Here is a 17,501-nt window from a genome sequence, read left to right as displayed (position 1 = left end):
TTTTATGTCTAAAGTAACTGGTTCAGTAAAATGGTTTAACGAAACTAAAGGCTTCGGTTTTCTATCTCAAGACAACGGCGGCCAAGATGTATTCGTACACTTTAACGCTATCGTTTCTGACGGTTTCAAAACACTGACTGAAGGTCAGAAAGTAAGCTTCAATGTAGAGCAAGGTAAAAAAGGTCCTCAAGCGACTGAAGTAACTCCTCTATAAGACTGCTTTTCTTGGTGTAGCATGCCCATGCTGCACCAAACCTCTCTCCTTCAAAAATATTCTTTCATCAATCACTCAGCCTAATTTTAGGCATTGCTTTGTGCTATCTAAAATAAACTGAATAGTACTGCTTAATTTATTATTTATAGGAAAAATCATGTCCTCAAAAAGAACTGGCCGTCAAAGGCATTGGTATCAATTACTTAACAAAGAGAAAATCACTAAAAAACAGGAGAATAAATGTTAGAAATTGAATTTAATTTAGAACAACCTCAAACCTCTTGGAACGCTAAAATACATCAATTAAATGGTGATATTTTACGAAGGCACGTATTACCGAAACTTCTTTCTCATAGCTTCATGATCGATTTTGAATATTGTGAGAAAACGCAATCTGGAACTATTCTCTGTGATTCAGGTTCAAAGTTAGGAAGTTTTACTGTTAACTGATTCAGTTTTCATGCATTAATGGATAATGCAACTAATTTGGAAGGTATCCAATGGCTAGAAAAAGTAAGAAGCAGTCAGAAAAAGACAAAAAAGAGTCTGAACAAAACGCGGCGGCGGTAAAGCAGAAAACTCGACGCCGCATAGAAGACATTATGGAACAAAGAGAATTTGATAAGTTATTCGATCTATAAATGCTCTCTAGTGCTTTCTCTGCCTTTATCGTTGTGCAAGGTACCGCCACCTACCTTTGCTCAAACGAATCTCCACTCTTTTAGACTACTCTTCTAATTACACGTGCCTCTCACACACGCAAAAACAACTGGCTCCTCTATACTCAAGTGACTTGCAAATAATCGTTTCGCTCACAGGAAACCCCGTGACTAATGACAGCTAGGTTATTTGCGTATAGCCAAAGCGATATTTTTGCGTATAATCCCTCTCGTTTGCTTCGTATAACCCCAATGATATGGTTTGGGGGTCTCTACCAGTTCCCGCAAAGTGCTGATTACGAAGAGTTGAGATCATCGTGGGTCTTACTCTTTGTGATAGCGTTCGATTTATTTCTATCTATACCTATTCTTAGAGTAACTGCATCCACAATACACATAAGGTGGAATATGAACGCATTTATTCAAGGTCTTCCAAAAGTAGAGCTGCACTTACATATCGAAGGTTCACTTGAGCCGGAACTCTTATTCAAATTAGCAAAACGAAACGGCATCGAGATCCCTTACTCTTCTCCGAGTGAACTACGCAGCGCATATCAGTTCACTGACTTACAATCATTTCTCGACCTCTATTACCAAGGAGCGGGAGTTCTGCGTACGGAGCAAGATTTTTACGATCTCACTTGGGAATACTTACTGCACTGTAAAGAAGACAACGTTGTTCATACCGAAATCTTTTTTGACCCTCAAACACACACAGAACGCGGCATAGACTTTGACACTGTTATCAATGGAATCGCTCGCGCGCTAAAAGATGGTCACGAAAAACTTGGCATTACCTCACAAATTATTGCGTGTTTTCTCCGTCACCTTTCAGAAGAGAGTGCCATAGAGACCCTACAGGCTATTCTGAAACACCGTGATAAGATCATTGGTGTTGGACTAGATTCTTCAGAACAAGGTCATCCGCCAGCTAAATTCAAGCGCGTATTTAAACAAGCAGTAGAAGAAGGCTTACTTACCGTTGCTCACGCAGGTGAAGAAGGCCCCGCACAAAATATTAGCGATGCAATTGAAATGCTTTACGTGAGCCGCGTGGATCACGGTGTTCGCTGTGTTGATGATGAAGCATTAGTTGAATCCTTAATCGAAAGCCAAATGCCACTGACAGTGTGTCCGTTATCGAATCTTAAGCTATGTGTATTCGACGATATGAAAGATCACAATATTGTGGATTTACTACGAAAAGGTGTCGCCGTAACGATTAACTCAGACGATCCTGTGTACTTTGGTGGCTACATGACGGATAACTTTCTGGCCGTCAACAACGCACATCCAATGAGTAAGAGTGAACTTGCTCAATTTACAATGAACGCGATTGATGCCAGCTTTATCGATAACGAGTTAAAGGCGAAATATCGTCACCTTGTTAGCCAATACGTAAACCAACACGAAGCGTTGCAATAAAGGCATCAGTGCCACGCCTTAGGTCAAACGCGTAGGTATTAAAACCCTACAAAAACTCTGTGGTTAACCGCATTTATAAACGCTAGACTGAGAAAGCTAAACTAGCACACAAAAAGGAATATAATCATGATTCAACAAGGCCAAGCTCTACCAGTTGCAACTCTAAGTGAGTTGACTGCCGATGGTATGGTTAACCACGACGTTACAGAACTGTTTGCGAACAAGAAAGTCGTACTCTTTGCTGTACCTGGCGCATTCACCCCTACCTGTTCAGAAGCTCATCTACCAGGCTATGTGGTATTAGCTGATGAGCTAAAGGCAAAAGGTGTTGATTTAATTGCGTGCGTTTCTGTAAACGATGCATTTGTGATGCAAGCGTGGGGCGAAGCTCAAAACGCTTCTGAGATTCTGATGTTGGGTGATGGCGACGCTAGCTTTACTAAAGCATTGGGTCTTGAAATGGATACAGGCGGCTTTGGTGGTATTCGCTCACAACGTTACGCGATGATCATTGAAAACGGCACAGTGACTAAGCTTAACGTTGAAGAGCCAAAAGAGTTTGAAGCAAGCAAAGCAGAAACGATTTTAGCGGCGCTTTAAGCTTACTCCTAAATACAAAAACGGAAGCCATCGCTTCCGTTTTTTGTTGGCTAACGCATTCTCACAACACTCGTTTGTTGCTTACGCTGCATTTCCGCAAAAGTCAGCACAAACGGGGATGACTGCTTTACACGGCTTGGTAATGAAGAAAGCGCATTGTAGGCATCCTGTTTCGTTTTAAAATCACCAACAGTTACCGTATACCAACGTGTGCCTCGGCTGTTTTTCCAGTTAACCCAAACCGGATGCTTAGGATCGATATAGCGAATATAATCTTTCACATCTTTTTCTTGCTTTAGCGCGAGTACCTGCATTGTGTAATGGTTTGGGTTTAAATAACCATATGCATCCTGAGAGGTCATGACTCCAACACATTGGCCGCTATCGACCTCCTGCTGGTAAGGCATAGCGCAGCCCATGAGCGATAAAATCAATGTCAAAGATAAAATCTTGTGCACGTGTCACTCCATTCTTGTTCTAGTTTCTTTTCTCTCGCACCCAAAAACACAAAACGCTCTTGGTCAGGTAAAAACACCCCCTTACAAGAAGGCCTGCGTTTTAACGCAACGAGTATTCCAAAAACGTAAGGCGACCACGTTGGTCGCCTTAGTAAATTGATTTAATAGAACATTAACAAGATAGAGTGATATAGACAGAAGTTCGCTACTGTTTAGAACCAGCTAGCGACCAATTGCTTAAACCAGTCTAAAATTCGCTTGAATAAACTGCCTTCCTCCACGGACTCCAATGCAACGAGCTCGGCTTCATTTACGACCTTACCTTCGACTTTGTAAAGCACTTTACCAACCACTTGTTGCTCAGAAATTGGCGCAACTAAATCACCGTTGTATTCAACTTCCGCTTGCAGCTTTTTTACATCTCCTTTTGGCAAAGTGAGATAAACATCGTTAGCTACGCCAACAGTAAGCTCGTCTTTTTCGCCCATCCAAACTCGAGCTTTCGCAAGTTCCGCACCCGCCTCAGTCGGCATTACCGTATCGTAAAAGCGGAAGCCATAACTTAACAGCTGCTTGCTTTCTGATTCACGAACATTCTCGCTCTTCGCTCCCATCACCACAGCAATCAGACGCATATCACCTTGTGTTGCAGAAGTCGCTAGACTATAACCCGCACCGCTTGTATATCCAGTTTTCATGCCATCGACATTCATACTACGATCACGAAGCAAGCCATTACGGTTGTATTGAGTGATGCCATTGTAAGTAAACGAGGTTTCGCTATACAGCGGATAGATATCAGGTAAGTCACGAATAATCGCTTGGCCCAACTTGGCAATATCATAAGGTGTCGAATATAAACCGTCACTGTCTAGGCCGTGAGGGTTGGTGAATGCCGTGTTAGACAATTCAAGCTTGGCGGCCCAACTATTCATCAAACTCACAAACCCTGATTCACTTCCCGCAACATGCTCAGCAATAGCGACACTGGCATCGTTACCAGATTGAACAATCAGACCACGGTATAAGTCAGACAAAGAAACGGAAGTATTGACTTCAATAAACATTTTTGAAGAATCTGGGAAATTTTTTGCCCAAGCATTTCGGCTGATGACAACCTCATCATTCAACGTAATATTGCCTGTATTAATTTCTTGACCAGCTACATAAGCAGTCATCAACTTCGTTAAACTCGCGGGGTTTAAACGTTTGTGGGCATCACGTTCAACCAGTACTTTCCCCGTATGGAAGTCCATCAAAACATAACCACGAGAACTGAGTTCCGGCGCATTTGGCACAACTGAAGGCGCAGCATAAGCCAACGAGGATACAGCAGCGAACCCTGTAATTAACACTGTGTGTAATATAGTACTTTTTCTCATCATGACATCTTATCTTAGTCGCATTTAAGGCTTACAAACGGTACCCGAATGAATTCAAAGCGCGGGATTACCTAGTTAAAAAACGAGTATATTGAAACGGCGCTCAGTTACAGCCACCTTGTTACGATTGGTTACTTTTACTCAATGTTTGTCGAAAATAATGAGAGGTAGGTAGAGCTTTCGTCTTGAAGAATGAAACAGGAGCGAAAATAATTCCGTAACGCTATGTTTTTTGAGAGGAGAGAAAAAGCGCGCAAGTCAATTCAGGGAGTAAGTTGGTATAGGAAAAGTAGTTGAGCTTTTATCCATATCTAAATAGGAAACAACAAAAACAATCAACAATAAGCCCAGCTAATTACTTACCAAGAAAACATACTGAAAACGCATCATAAAATCGCAATTAATTATCGATAAATTTAAAAACCTCAGATTATAATTTATGTAAATTTCATTTATTATTAAATCGGAGAAAAATACAGCTTTCCTTTTTTAAAACTAAGAGACGATTTTTTCGATGTTTTTAGGTTTATCTCATCAGAGAACTTGGTATAACAGTGAGGGATAAGGCATCCGGACTTAGCGCGAAAGGATAACCCACTGTTATTTAAGTTCACACGCTGCTTTTTAATGACTAGAGACTTTAAACTGCGGTTACCTTGGGTTTGTGTAGCTATTCTTTGACGTACCCCAACCCAATACGACTCAAACGACGACATCATACATATCCTCTTTCATGATATAAGCATTAATAATTAAACATCGCTAAAAGCTAAGCTTGTCTTAAATAAAAGTACTAGAAATTAATTTTATTTCTTCAAAACAAATCAACCCGCATATTCCACATAAATTTAGTGGTTATGTCAAATATTAATTATCATTAATTTCATTTATAATGGATATAAAATCGGTTTATAATTTTTAAATAATTTAATTATTAGAAAGCAGTATAACCAGTCCATATTTAACATGGAAATATGAGCTTTGTTTTGCATCATAACATATAAATACATTAAAGATTCATCTACGAACTAAATGCTCTTCAATAGGTGATATAAATTAGAATTTCGAGACTAAATGAGAATAAAAATAGCGCACCGTATATGGTGCGCTATAGATTTGATTAAGGTCACTGTATAAGCATAAATAAAACTAAACTCATTTGACGTAGCTAGGCCAAGATTGCTTATGGTTTAAGTTTCAATACTTTATCAATATCTTCTGCGCTGTGGCGCTCAGGTAACTGCTCCCATTCTTCACCCCATGAACGGTTCACAATTCGACCACGTTTTACCGCTTCACGCTCATCAATTACTTTTGCCCAACGCACAACGTTTTTGTAGCTTTCTACGTCTAAGAATTCAGCCGCATCGTAAGCACGACCCAACACAAGGTTGCCGTACCATGGCCATGTTGCGATATCAGCGATGCTGTACTCATCGCCACCTAGGAATTCATTGTTCGCAAGACGCTTGTCTAATACATCTAACTGACGTTTTGCTTCCATTGTAAAGCGGTTGATTGGGTACTCGAACTTCTCTGGTGCGTACGCGTAGAAGTGACCAAAACCACCGCCTAGATATGGCGCAGAACCTTGCAGCCAGAATAACCAGTTCATTACCTCAGCACGCTTAGCGCCTTCTTTTGGTAAGAAATGATCAAACTTCTCTGCTAGATAAAACAAGATGTTGCCAGATTCAAACACGTTCACTGGCTCAGAACCCGAACGGTCAACCAATGCCGGAATTTTAGAGTTTGGGTTAACAGCCACAAAGCCAGAGCCAAACTGGTCACCATCGCCAATCTTAATCAGGTACGCATCGTATTCTGCTGCCGTTACGCCTGCCGCTAAAAGCTCTTCAAACATGATCGTCACTTTCTGACCGTTTGGGGTACCCATTGAGTAAAGTTGGAATGGGTGCTCACCAATTGGAAGCTCTTGCTCATGACGTGCGCCAGAATCCGGACGGTTGATGCTCGCCCACTGACCGCCGTTTTCATTATCGTTTGTCCAAACTTTTGGTGGAATGTATTCGTTAGCCATTGTTTTCCCTTATTGTGTTTGAATGCATCTTCAAACTGACGGGTCTTACGCGCCAGCAAGCATTATTAACATCACCTCTTCGCCAACTGCGATTAGGCATACTCAAGATATTAGGTCGAATTCGCTAAATAAAAGTCCTGCAATCTCTTTTAGTTAGAACCTTTGGTTATGGGATTTTCTTTCACGCTATAAGTAAAAACGTCGCGATAATGTGAACTAGGTTCGAGATGCCAACGATGAGTAAGCTACACTCGGCGGCGCACCTCTATTTGGGGATTTAGAACAACCGCTAAACTTCAAAGTCACCAAGAATGAAGTTGTTCTGGATACCTTAGTTCAAACAACTTACGTGCGTGATAGGTAGTTAAGTTAGATAGTTAGAAAGAAAAACGCCCTTCACTAAATCAATGAAGGGCGTTTTAATGTATTCAAAACCGTTACTTAGCTGATTCAAACAAACCAGAAATACCTTTCAAAGGGAAAAGCCTTGCTTGCTCCAACCCTCTCAACGTTACCGTATTCAGGTCATCAATAAAGAAACGACTGGTCATCGTGTGTTTGCCACCATTAATGAAAATCTCGATGACAGAATTGTCGATATATATATCAATCGTCTGCTTAGCGTCCAATCTTGGTGCTTTTCGAATGCTACCAAATTCTTCCGCGTACAAATGAGACATGTGACGACGGTCCAGCATAAACTCGTGCTTTGTCGCACTAAAGACGATGTTGTCACCTTTGAGGTTACTCAGCTCAAGTTCAAAGCCATCGCCCTCAAGGTCTAATTGGATCAAACAACTTGTGCTTTCCAGTGTATGGGACTGTGCAAAGACTACCTCTTCTTTTCTTAAACTCTCCAATTCAGGGAGTGGAGTTTGAACAAGAAAACCATCTTTCAACGTTAGTTCTCTAGGAAGAGACAACATTCCTGCCCACTGGTGTGTGACCGATGGCGTGTCGATTTCTGGCAACCCTATCCATGCAATAAGAATGCGACGCCCATTCTCATCTAAATAGGTTTGTGGGGCGTAGAAATCAAACCCATAATCTGGCTGTAAAATATCTTGGTGGTTTTCTAAAGTCATCGACTCTAGGTTCAACTGATCACCCACGATATACGCGACAGAATAGATGTTTTTGAAATCATAAGGATTACTACTGCTCACGCCCTGTGGAGAAAACAGCATCACCGATTGACCATTAATCTCAAATAAATCAGGACACTCCCACATGTACCCAAGGTCAGAGAACTTGGTCTTGATAGGACCTTTATGCTGCCACGTTTTCAAATCTTTGCTTTGATAGAGCGCCATAGAACCATGCTCGGTTTTGGTTTGAGCACCCACCACCATCAAATAGTCGTCGCCTTTCTTCCAAACTTTTGGGTCACGAAAGTGCTCCGTGTAATGTTCGTTCTCAATGACTACACCGTGCTTTTCAATGCTGCCGTCTGAATCCATGGTGGCAAAACACTGTGTTGGGATTCGATTCCAGTTTTGGTCACGCTTGTTGCCAGTAAAAAACAGCAAAGCCTTGTTGTTTTCCACCAAAGCGCCGCCCGAATAGACACCATGTGAATCGTAGTCTTGGTCGGGATGAAGACCCACGCCATGATCAGTAAAATGGATGAAGTCTTTAGTAGAAAGGTGATACCAATACTTCATTCCATGGACTGGTCCCACAGGCGTCCACTGGTAAAAGATGTGGTGCTCACCATTGAAATAGCACAACCCATTTGGGTCATTTAACAGCCCAAATCTAGGGGCGATATGAAAACTAGGAAAGCCTTTATCTTGCTGACGTGAAAGTGTCATTTCTTCGATATCACACTGAGGGATTTGCTCAAGTCGACGATATCTTTGCTCTACAGTCCAACGGTTGTTTAAGCTCATAATTTTTCTCAACTGAAATTGGATCTGAAGATCATTGCCCAATAAATTGCAGCAACTCTGTCTGGGTCGGAAGCGCGGTCATTGCGCCTTTTTGCGTCGTCGCTAATGCACCACAGCCATTTGCCCATTGAATCGCAGAGCTAACAACAGGATGATTTTTCCAATCGTCATGCCGAGACAGGCATGCCAGTAGCCCTCCGACAAAAGCATCACCCGCACCTGTGGTGTCAATCGGACTAACGACTTGACCTGTGATCAGTTCACTCTGACTTTCAAAGACGCGCCAAACACCTTTCGCACCTTGTGTCACCAAGACCAAAGCAATATTCAAAGAGGCTATTTGTTGTAAACCTTGCGCCATCGACGTTGAGTCAGTTAAGAACAAAAGCTCTTCTTCAGAGAACTTAACCACATCGGCCATCGCTACAGCCTTCATCACGACAGCTTGGATTTCTGATTGATCTTGCCACACTTCATCACGCAAGTTAGGGTCAAAGCTAATGAAACCACCAGCGGCTTTTGCTCTTTTGATCGCCTCAAATGTGCTGCTTCGACTTGGCTCATTTGCCAGTGAAATTGAGCAAACGTGTAGCCAATCACCTTGCTTAAAGTTAGGGATGTCTTCAACAGACATAAACTGATCAGCGCTCGGTTTTACCATAAACGTAAAGCTGCGCTCACCTTGCTCGTCTAAATCCACCACCACTGTTGATGTTCTTTGCTCAGGATCTTTAACGAGAAACTCCGTGCTCACGCCCTCTTGATCGAGCGTTGATTGCATGAAGCGACCAAATGGGTCATCACCTACACGTCCAAAAAACGCACTCTTACCAGATAGACGAGCAATAGCTACGGCGACATTCGCTGGTGCACCACCGGGACATTTGAGTAAAGAAGTCTCAGATTCCGGTATTAGATCGACAACAGCATCACCAGTTACCCACACTTGATTCATCTTGCTTACCTTGAAATTAAAGCCCTGATAGTCCAACGTGTTGAACACCTTCACTACCAAGTAAAAATTGAAAAAGGCTAGCCAAGCCATTAGTGCTTGGCTAGCACCCCAAACATTTAGGAAAAGAAGTGGATTTTGGGGGACTCCACCCCTAAGGAGTTCAGATTAAGCCGCTGCTTTTCTACCGACTTTAGCGCGGTCACGCATACCAAGAACAATGGTGAGAACAAATGCGGTCAAGAACGCGATCACCATACCCGCGATGTAGTACCCAATCTTCTCTGGCGTAATGGAAATGATGCCTGGAAGACCAGCTGCGCCCAATGCCTGAGCTTTCACATTAAACATTGTGATGAACGCACTTGATAACGCCGCAGCGCAAACTGCCGCAATAAATGGGTAACGTAGTTTTAAGTTAACACCAAACATAGCCGGTTCTGTAATACCCAGCAAACCCGTAACACCAGATGGAATCGCAATACCTTTCATCTTCTTATCTTTGCTCATCACGCCCACCGCCAACGCTGCCGCTCCTTGAGAAACGTTAGACATCGCCGCAATAGGAAAGATAAAGGTGCCGCCCGTCATCGCAATATCCGCAAGAAGTTGAGTTTCAATCGCAATGAAGCTGTGATGCATACCAGTAATAACAAACGGAGCATAAATAAGACCAAATACCGCACCACCAACAAAGCCAGCAGTGTTGTATAGCCAGTTCAGACCATCACCCAATAGGAAACCGATATCACGCGTGAACGGACCGACGACAGTAAACGTCAGCAAACCCGCTATGAAAATCGCCAGTAATGGCGTTAAAAGGTTGTCTAAAACAGAAGGTATGACTTTACGTAAGCCTAGCTCAACCTTCGCAAGAATGAATGCCGATACCAAAACCGGTAACACCGAACCTTGGTAACCCACTTTTTGGATTTCAAAGCCAAGAATATTCCAAACCGGAATGTTGCCAGACACAGATGCGCCGCCGAATCCCCAACCATTCAGCAAGTCAGGGTGAACCATCAACATACCTAGCGCCGCCCCTAAATATGGGTTACCGCCAAACTTCTTACTGGCTGAAAATGCCAGCAGAATAGGCAGGTAAACAAACGGCGCGTTTGCAAACGTGTTGATCATGTTCGCCAAGTCTGTCAGTCCTGGGTTGGCATCAATCAAAGATTTGCCATCAATGAACAAGCCTTGAGCAGTCAATAGGTTATAGATACCCATCAACAAACCACCAGCGACGATTGCGGGAATGATTGGGACGAAAATATCAGACAGCCCTTTCACCGCGCGCTGAACAATGTTTTGTTTCTCTGCGCCAGCAGACGCAACGTCGTTGGTGGACATTTCACTCATCCCCGTCAACTTCGCCATTTCTGCATAAACTTGGTTTACGATGCCAGATCCAAAAATGATTTGGTACTGACCCGCAACTTTGAACTGCCCTTTTACTCCTTCAAGGCTATCAATCGCTTGTTCATCTATTTTTTGCTCATCTGCAACGGCAAGGCGTAAGCGTGTCGCACAATGCGCAAGTGCGGTGATGTTGCTTTTACCACCTAATAGAGTTAACAACTCTTTTGCTACTGCCGGATAATTCATTTCATACCCCATTGGATTATTATCTGAGCTTGCGAAATTTTCGGGAACGTTTGCAAAACAGATTTTTGCTCAATAAAACCAAATGATCAAAGATAAAGCAGAGAGAATGTGAGAATGATCGTCAAATTCTCTCCCTAAGAGCAGTATAGGAGGTTAGAATCGCTACTTATCAAAGAGCTTTTCATCTTCTCTTTGCAAACAATCCCAAAAACGAAAAACAGAATGGATAGGAACAATGGCGAGTCTGCATGATGTCGCCCGTCTGGCTGGCGTATCAAAATCAACAGTGTCACGGGTTATAAACGATGAATATGGCGTAAAAGAAGCGACAAAACTGAAAGTCCGCCAAGCAGTAGCGGAGTGTGGCTATGTGCCAAACCAAGTCGCTAAAGATCTAAAATCTCAAAAGACCAATCTGGTTGGTGTCATTGTTCCTCGGGTTTCCTCTCATGCCACATCCCAAGGTGTCGATGGATTAACCGATGTCCTTGAAAAAGCAGGGAAACATGTCTTACTTGCTAGCACTCACCAAGCCCACGAAAAAGAACTGGAATACATTCAGATCTTTAACCAAAAACGGGTTGAAGGGATCATTCTTTACGCCACCCACCTCGATTCCAAGCTGGTAAAAGCAATTCAAAACTCAGCCGTTCCAGTTGTGCTCGTCGGTCAAGATGGTTCCATGTTTAATATTCCAAGCATCATTCATGATGACGCACGAGTAGGGTTTGAAGCGGGAAATAGACTGGTTGCAAAAGGTTGCCAAACCATGGGTTTTATTGGCGTGCAAGGTGACGATATCGCGGTAGATAAGCAACGCTCTGAAGGATTTGTTCAAGCGCTGCAACACCATGGTTTTGAGATCGCCTTCCATGCTCGTGGTGACTTTACCATCGATTCTGGCTATTCATTGGCAAAACAACACTTAACAAAGAACCCTAAGCTAGATGGCTTGTTCTGTGCGACAGACCGTATTGCTATCGGTGCGATGAGAGCGATTCAAGAGCTCGGGTTAACACCGGGTAAAGACGTTTTAGTGCTAGGAGTTGGTGATGATGAGCTCGCATCAGTGTGTACCCCAACCTTATCAACATTTAACTATGCATTTGATAAAGCGGGTGAAAATGGTGCGAAACTGCTACTAGATAGAATTGCCAACAGAAGTTTTGAAATGAGTAAAATGGTACTAACCTTCAAAACAATTGAGCGTCAGTCCTGTTAATGAAAAAGCGCCAACTGAAATCAGTTGGCGCTTTTCTTATTACTCTTTGTCGGTTAGATCCCTTTAGAACCAAGTTTCCATTTGCAGTGCAAACAGAACTTCACCACCATCACCCATCGTTGCAGCACCCGCATCCTGGCTAATCGAGTAGCCATTCAAGTCTTCGCTCCAATCAACGTAGCTAACTGCAAAACGTAGCTCCGGACGGTCAAAGAAACCTGCAGCGGTAGACATCTTAAGCGTTGGTGCGATTGTCGCTTTGTAAAAACTGCCACTTGCTTTATCAATCGCATTGTCTAGGTCCATGTATTGGTATGAGCCTTCATAAACCATCTCAAAGTTCTGCGTAAACTCTTGCGCTAAGCGGATGTTGAACGATGCCCACGTAAATTCATCATTTTTAGCAAAGCGATCTTGGCTGTGTTCTGCTAGCAACGCAGGTGCTACACGCCAGTTGTCGCCGATGCGTGTTACACCATAGCTGAACAAGCGTACGGCTTTTGCGTCTTCTAACAAATCTCCGTTTGAACCGATGCCTTTAAGTTCCGCACCCAGTCCATCACCCATCAAAATACCGGTTTTAGAGAAGCCTTCACTCATGCCAAAGAAGGTATCGCCATGGTAAGCAAACATCGCATGTAAACCTTTGTCCGCTGCTCCTTCTACGCGATCATTGTTATCAGCTGACGTCATGCCGCTCAGCATCAATTGCCAATTACCGAAGCGGTTGTTCATTGTCGCGATATAGTTTTCAACATCCGTTGACGAGCTATCAATCTCACCAAAATCACGACCATAGATCGAGAAGTTTGCTTTCCATGATTCGCTCATTTGGACGTCATACACACCAGCACCAGTGCCAGATAAGAAAACAATATCCGAGTCAAAGAAGTGAATGTCAAAGTTATCACGATCAAATCGTTTACCAGCCCAAAACGTCGCGTCAGCAAAAGCTCTTGATTCAGAGAACATACTCAACTTGTTTAGCTCAGCATATACCTGACGAACGTTTAATTGACTCTCGCTCGCCGTCCATTCGTTATTGGTTTCCGTACTATCTGCCAACATGATTCGGAACAATGCGCTGGAACCATCATCTGCAAAACGTTTGTGAATAAGGTTTGCTTCCACATAGTGATCATCCTCTACCCCTAATCGCCCAACTGGAGCGCCAATAGCACCAGCTGCCGTCATGTAAGGACCAGTACCCACTGCACCATTCAGATCGTCATTAATCAGTAGCCCGGAACGAGCGTAGCCGTGAAACTCAAAGCTTGAGGCTTTCTCATTTGCTTCTGTGGATGCTTTTTCTGTCTGTTCAAGTCTCTGTTCTAATTCATTAATTCGCTTTTCAAGAGCGTCAACATCTGTTGCTGCGAATACAGGTGCAGTAACCAGTCCAAGCGCTACTGCCATCGTCAAAGTGTGTAGTTTCATTTCCATAGTCTCACGTAAATTTATACTTAGGCATATTGCAAACGTTCCCAAGAAAAATCGCAAACTTATGGTGACTTTAAATGTCCATCTAAAGCCTGAATTTCAGAGCGCTCGTACTCAGAGCGTCTCTACTACTTATATCAATGAGGGCGATAATATATAAACTTTTCGGGAACGTTACCGTTAAGAGGCCATTTTGTTACTTCTATCACGTTCAATTGTGTTACTTACAGAAAAATCATTAACCAGCGCACATTTGAATTAATTGTTAGCGCTAGAGGAAGTAGTTTGAAGGTGACAGGCTACAAAGAAGGGGTTTAGTGTTCATTTGAGAGAATAGTGCTCACTCGCTTCCCTATGCTACTTGATGGTAACTCATCTCTATTTGTTGATGAAAAGTAGCAGCTAAGGTTGAACGTAACTAAGAGCGAAGCGGATCTCGATACCTCATTTCAAACAACTTGAAAGGCTGTTAAGACGAGATAAACGACCTTCATTTTCTGTGAAGAGCGCTTTGTTGTTCTAATTCAAGCTAACGAAACACTTTTTTGGACAGAAGTACGTTAGAATACATACCCTAAAGTAGTCATAGATTTATTCAACCACTGCCTGAAAATGGGCCAGCCGCTCCCATTAATCAGAATGATAAAATGCCCAATAGAGATACATGAAAAAGCCAACTGTAATCACAGTTGGCTCAGTATTTCCCCTTGAACTTTTAAGCCTTATATTGACTAGAGCGTTAGTTCGGAAAGTGTTTATTTAAGAAGTCCAAAACATGAGTAACGTACTTCTCGGTATCAAAGACAGGTGCACTGTGTCCTACACCTTCTTCAATGAAAAGTTGGTTGGTAACTCCATGCTCATCAAGCTTAGCCTTAAGTATCTCACTTTGAGATAGAGGCACTCGCTTATCCAAGGTGCCGTGTAACTGTATATATGGTGGAGTATTTTCATTCACATAACTCGTCGTTGATGCTTTCTTGGCAAGCTTTGGAATATTGTTTGGAATATCTCCTAAGAAACGAGATACAGACGATTTTTTGCTGGTTTTCTTGCCACCTTTATTACTTAACTCAAGTAAATCGGTAGGGCCAAAAAAGCTTACTACGGCTGAGACCTTGTACTTTGGTGGCTCATAGAAATCTACTTGGTTGTATGCCGAGTTAGTCGCACCAATAAAGCCAGCGAGGTGCCCGCCAGCAGAGCGTCCCATTATCACAACATTGTCCGGTTTAATACCGAGCTTTTCAGCATTGTCGTACAAATAGTTCAGTGCATCATTAATGTCTTGTACTGGTTGAGGAAAGATCGCTTCTCCACTTAAACGATAATCAACTGAAGCTAGCGCATAACCTTCATTCAACACAGACTGAAGTAATAATGGGTTCTTTTCTGGGATGGCGTCTTTGCTCCCACGTTTCCATGCACCACCATGTACCCAGACTAATAACGGGTACTGAGTATTTGATTCAACCGAAGGAGTATAAAGATCGAGTTTAATCTCTCTTTCACCTACAGTTTTGAACAAGATATCCTTCTCTACATTGAACTCCCCAGCCAAACAGACAAAGGGCATAAGTAGCAGAGAGGTCATCGCAGACTTAATTTTCGTATTCATTGTTTTGTTATTCGCTTAAAAAAGTAAGTAGATTAGAAAGTCGCTTCAGCAGCTAACCAGTAGCGTCGGCCATCTTCAATGTAGCCAAACTCTTCCTCTGTGATTTGCTCATCGAACAAGTTATAAACCGCTGCCATTAACTTCACATTCTTAGTTACACGCCAGTTCACACCGAGATCCACGTAAGTAATAGAAGGTGCCAACGTTCTTGTGCTATCACTAGTGATGTTGTTTTTCTCTTTGCCTTGATAGTTCATGCGGGCCCATGAAGCAACATCATCACGCACTGCCCAATCACCATTAAGTGAGAAGATATGTTCAGGTGCTTGTACAAGAGGCAAGCCATCATCATCGTCATTAGTGTTCTTTTCACTACGAGTATACGAGTAGGTTGCACTTAGTGTAATTGACTCTGTAATACCCTTAGATACGGAACTTTCTGCACCATAGCTGTTCGCATCATCAATGTTGACGTAAGTGCGGTCGCAACTTCTGCTATCAGTACACGTCGGATCGACAAACTCACTTTCGATCTTGTCTTTGAAGTCGCTGTAAAACAAAGTAATGTTTGCAGAAAGGTCTCGCTCATTAACGTAATACAGTCCCATCTCTGTATTGATGGAGGTTTCTGCTGTTAAGTCTGGATTACCGTAAATAGAACAACGCCCTCTACAGCTCTCTTGAACCCACTCTTCGTCCATTTGTGTCAAACTAGGTGCTCGATAACCCGTAGACACACCACCTTTTAGCGTCCAACTAGGGTCAATAGACCAGACCCCGTAAGCTCTTGGGCTAAATTGCCCGTCAAAGATCTCATTGTCGTCGTAACGTAAACCAAGGGTGAGAGCGAATGTATCCGTGAGATACCACTCGTCCTCAGCAAATACTGCCCATTGCTTGTTTTTAGAGGTCAATGACAGTTTATTATCAGTCAGATCCTTTTGCTCGAAAGATGCGCCCAGTGTTAAGTAGTGAGCATTAAGAGGCAGACCCCATTGCGTATTAATTTGACTATTCTCGACTTCTTTATCTGCACCGATATTTTTTACTGTTTCATTACTGATAAATGAAGAACTTGTACCCCAAGAGTAGTTTCCGTCGTGGCTAAAACCAATAGATTGGCGTTCATATTCTCGTACTGCAACTTGAGACTCTCGCTCCACTGATTTACCTAGAGTGGTCTCTCGCTCTTGGTTATGATTGGTGAACTCCAGAGTAAAAGTGTCATCCGAGGTAGGTGTGAGGTACAAAGAAGCTCGATAGTTGTCGAGTGTCTTACCTGCATAACCACCTTCAATTTCATCTTCTTTTCTTTCCTGATACAGTCCAGTCAAAGAAGTACTCAACAGACCATCAATGACAGGGCCAGCAAGGTAAAGCTGCCCTTGATAGCTATTTCCAGATTTTGAATTTTCTTGAAGCGTCGTTTCTGCACGCAAGCTTCCGTGCCACTCTTGATAATTTTTACGCGTAATAATATTAATCACACCCCCCAAAGCATCAGACCCATAAAGGGTTGACATAGGGCCACGTACAACTTCAATACGTTCAATTGCACTCAACGGGGGAAGCCAGTCTTGTTCAGTAAACGTACTACCATTAGTTTGAGTTTCTCGACCAGACTGCTTCCTGCCATCAACAAGAATGGCCGTATATTGAGCAGGCATACCTCGAATTGAGATATCTTGGCCATCACCACCTCCTGTAACGGTTACCCCAGGTATATCACTTAAAGCATCAGTCAAATCTTTATATGAGCGATTTTCAAGTTGCTCTCGGGTGAGAACACTTATTGTTGCTGGCGCTTCTGTGACATTCTGTTCGTAACCAGAGGCTGTAACCACTACGGTTTCCATTGCTGTTGTATTGATACCAGTCTCAGGTAACTGGTCATTTGCAACAACGACCATAGGTACAGTAATACAAGCAGAAACAACTGATGTAGAAAATAGAGAGTATGTGAAAAGAGGCTTCATATTGAATAGGCTTA

General features: G+C 42.8%; 15 protein-coding genes, 1 pseudogene and 1 riboswitch. Of the genes and pseudogenes, 7 read left to right on the top strand and 9 right to left on the bottom strand.

The window, feature by feature from the left end:
- Positions 1 to 4: 4 nt before the first annotated feature.
- The 5 genes from IQP38_RS19295 to IQP38_RS19275 all read left to right on the top strand — a co-directional run bounded on the left by IQP38_RS19295 (position 5) and on the right by IQP38_RS19275 (position 2,898).
- Positions 5 to 214, top strand: a complete 210-nt coding sequence (locus IQP38_RS19295; RefSeq protein ID WP_005373691.1) for a cold-shock protein — start codon at positions 5 to 7, stop codon at positions 212 to 214.
- Between the two features lie 240 nt (positions 215 to 454).
- Complete coding sequence (locus IQP38_RS19290; protein ID WP_005373692.1) at positions 455 to 664, top strand: hypothetical protein; 210 nt, start codon at positions 455 to 457, stop codon at positions 662 to 664.
- A 50-nt stretch (positions 665 to 714) separates the two neighbouring features.
- On the top strand, positions 715 to 855 hold the full coding sequence (locus tag IQP38_RS19285; RefSeq protein WP_017633782.1) for a PA3496 family putative envelope integrity protein: 141 nt from the start codon (positions 715 to 717) through the stop codon (positions 853 to 855).
- A 237-nt stretch (positions 856 to 1,092) separates the two neighbouring features.
- A riboswitch (purine riboswitch) is annotated at positions 1,093 to 1,192 on the top strand.
- 89 nt (positions 1,193 to 1,281) lie between these two features.
- Positions 1,282 to 2,298, top strand: a complete 1,017-nt coding sequence (locus IQP38_RS19280) for an adenosine deaminase (protein WP_005373696.1) — start codon at positions 1,282 to 1,284, stop codon at positions 2,296 to 2,298.
- 126 nt (positions 2,299 to 2,424) lie between these two features.
- The gene (locus IQP38_RS19275; protein ID WP_005373699.1) at positions 2,425 to 2,898 is read left to right on the top strand and encodes a peroxiredoxin; all 474 of its coding nucleotides are present in this window, start codon (positions 2,425 to 2,427) and stop codon (positions 2,896 to 2,898) included.
- Between the two features lie 50 nt (positions 2,899 to 2,948).
- On the opposite strand, the gene IQP38_RS19270 is transcribed toward IQP38_RS19275, so the two are convergent.
- From IQP38_RS19270 to yghU, 3 genes are all read right to left on the bottom strand, one after another.
- Positions 2,949 to 3,356: an SPOR domain-containing protein gene (locus IQP38_RS19270; protein ID WP_005373701.1), complete on the bottom strand. Its 408-nt coding sequence runs from the start codon at positions 3,354 to 3,356 to the stop codon at positions 2,949 to 2,951.
- A 212-nt stretch (positions 3,357 to 3,568) separates the two neighbouring features.
- Positions 3,569 to 4,738 (bottom strand): D-alanyl-D-alanine carboxypeptidase family protein, encoded by a 1,170-nt coding sequence (locus IQP38_RS19265; RefSeq protein ID WP_137283143.1) that lies wholly within the window; start codon positions 4,736 to 4,738, stop codon positions 3,569 to 3,571.
- Between the two features lie 1,183 nt (positions 4,739 to 5,921).
- A complete protein-coding gene (yghU, locus tag IQP38_RS19260) occupies positions 5,922 to 6,779 on the bottom strand; it encodes a glutathione-dependent disulfide-bond oxidoreductase (protein ID WP_053349291.1) in 858 nt (285 codons plus the stop codon).
- Positions 6,780 to 7,032: 253 nt separating this feature from the next.
- Between yghU and IQP38_RS26970 the strand changes: the two are divergent.
- Positions 7,033 to 7,143 (top strand): annotated as a pseudogene (locus IQP38_RS26970) (dihydrofolate reductase); the annotation flags it as partial.
- Positions 7,144 to 7,216: 73 nt separating this feature from the next.
- On the opposite strand, the gene IQP38_RS19255 reads toward IQP38_RS26970, so the two are convergent.
- The 3 genes from IQP38_RS19255 to IQP38_RS19245 all read right to left on the bottom strand — a co-directional run bounded on the left by IQP38_RS19255 (position 7,217) and on the right by IQP38_RS19245 (position 11,231).
- Complete coding sequence (locus IQP38_RS19255; RefSeq protein WP_042523221.1) at positions 7,217 to 8,671, bottom strand: sucrose-6-phosphate hydrolase; 1,455 nt, start codon at positions 8,669 to 8,671, stop codon at positions 7,217 to 7,219.
- Between the two features lie 31 nt (positions 8,672 to 8,702).
- A complete protein-coding gene (locus IQP38_RS19250; RefSeq protein ID WP_017819849.1) occupies positions 8,703 to 9,626 on the bottom strand; it encodes an aminoimidazole riboside kinase in 924 nt (307 codons plus the stop codon).
- 165 nt (positions 9,627 to 9,791) lie between these two features.
- The gene (locus IQP38_RS19245) at positions 9,792 to 11,231 is read right to left on the bottom strand and encodes a sucrose-specific PTS transporter subunit IIBC (RefSeq protein WP_042523224.1); all 1,440 of its coding nucleotides are present in this window, start codon (positions 11,229 to 11,231) and stop codon (positions 9,792 to 9,794) included.
- 235 nt (positions 11,232 to 11,466) lie between these two features.
- On the opposite strand from IQP38_RS19245, the gene IQP38_RS19240 reads away from it, so the two are divergent.
- Positions 11,467 to 12,453 (top strand): LacI family DNA-binding transcriptional regulator, encoded by a 987-nt coding sequence (locus tag IQP38_RS19240; RefSeq protein ID WP_005373712.1) that lies wholly within the window; start codon positions 11,467 to 11,469, stop codon positions 12,451 to 12,453.
- A 63-nt stretch (positions 12,454 to 12,516) separates the two neighbouring features.
- On the opposite strand, the gene IQP38_RS19235 is transcribed toward IQP38_RS19240, so the two are convergent.
- The 3 genes from IQP38_RS19235 to IQP38_RS19225 all read right to left on the bottom strand — a co-directional run bounded on the left by IQP38_RS19235 (position 12,517) and on the right by IQP38_RS19225 (position 17,487).
- Entirely contained in the window at positions 12,517 to 13,890 is a 1,374-nt protein-coding gene (locus IQP38_RS19235; protein ID WP_042523226.1) for a carbohydrate porin, read from the bottom strand.
- A 742-nt stretch (positions 13,891 to 14,632) separates the two neighbouring features.
- Positions 14,633 to 15,511, bottom strand: a complete 879-nt coding sequence (locus IQP38_RS19230) for an alpha/beta hydrolase (RefSeq protein WP_042523228.1) — start codon at positions 15,509 to 15,511, stop codon at positions 14,633 to 14,635.
- A 32-nt stretch (positions 15,512 to 15,543) separates the two neighbouring features.
- Complete coding sequence (locus tag IQP38_RS19225; protein ID WP_033906196.1) at positions 15,544 to 17,487, bottom strand: TonB-dependent receptor domain-containing protein; 1,944 nt, start codon at positions 17,485 to 17,487, stop codon at positions 15,544 to 15,546.
- Between the last annotated feature and the right edge of the window lie 14 nt (positions 17,488 to 17,501).

It is taken from the genome of Vibrio sp. OPT41 (assembly GCF_015163595.1).
GTDB classification, from domain to species: Bacteria; Pseudomonadota; Gammaproteobacteria; order Enterobacterales; family Vibrionaceae; genus Vibrio; species Vibrio alginolyticus.
Note: the sequence above shows the minus strand (reverse complement) of the source record. Positions and strands in the feature narration are given on the sequence as shown.

Coding starts and splice junctions, on each gene's coding strand:
- IQP38_RS19265 (WP_137283143.1), bottom strand. CDS start 4,738: ATGAGAAAAAGTACTATATTACACACAGTGTTAATTACAGGGTTCGCT.
- IQP38_RS19275 (WP_005373699.1), top strand. CDS start 2,425: ATGATTCAACAAGGCCAAGCTCTACCAGTTGCAACTCTAAGTGAGTTG.
- IQP38_RS19230 (WP_042523228.1), bottom strand. CDS start 15,511: ATGAATACGAAAATTAAGTCTGCGATGACCTCTCTGCTACTTATGCCC.
- yghU (WP_053349291.1), bottom strand. CDS start 6,779: ATGGCTAACGAATACATTCCACCAAAAGTTTGGACAAACGATAATGAA.
- IQP38_RS19240 (WP_005373712.1), top strand. CDS start 11,467: ATGGCGAGTCTGCATGATGTCGCCCGTCTGGCTGGCGTATCAAAATCA.
- IQP38_RS19295 (WP_005373691.1), top strand. CDS start 5: ATGTCTAAAGTAACTGGTTCAGTAAAATGGTTTAACGAAACTAAAGGC.
- IQP38_RS19235 (WP_042523226.1), bottom strand. CDS start 13,890: ATGAAACTACACACTTTGACGATGGCAGTAGCGCTTGGACTGGTTACT.
- IQP38_RS19280 (WP_005373696.1), top strand. CDS start 1,282: ATGAACGCATTTATTCAAGGTCTTCCAAAAGTAGAGCTGCACTTACAT.
- IQP38_RS19255 (WP_042523221.1), bottom strand. CDS start 8,671: ATGAGCTTAAACAACCGTTGGACTGTAGAGCAAAGATATCGTCGACTT.
- IQP38_RS19225 (WP_033906196.1), bottom strand. CDS start 17,487: ATGAAGCCTCTTTTCACATACTCTCTATTTTCTACATCAGTTGTTTCT.
- IQP38_RS19245 (WP_042523224.1), bottom strand. CDS start 11,231: ATGAATTATCCGGCAGTAGCAAAAGAGTTGTTAACTCTATTAGGTGGT.
- IQP38_RS19285 (WP_017633782.1), top strand. CDS start 715: ATGGCTAGAAAAAGTAAGAAGCAGTCAGAAAAAGACAAAAAAGAGTCT.
- IQP38_RS19250 (WP_017819849.1), bottom strand. CDS start 9,626: ATGAATCAAGTGTGGGTAACTGGTGATGCTGTTGTCGATCTAATACCG.
- IQP38_RS19290 (WP_005373692.1), top strand. CDS start 455: ATGTTAGAAATTGAATTTAATTTAGAACAACCTCAAACCTCTTGGAAC.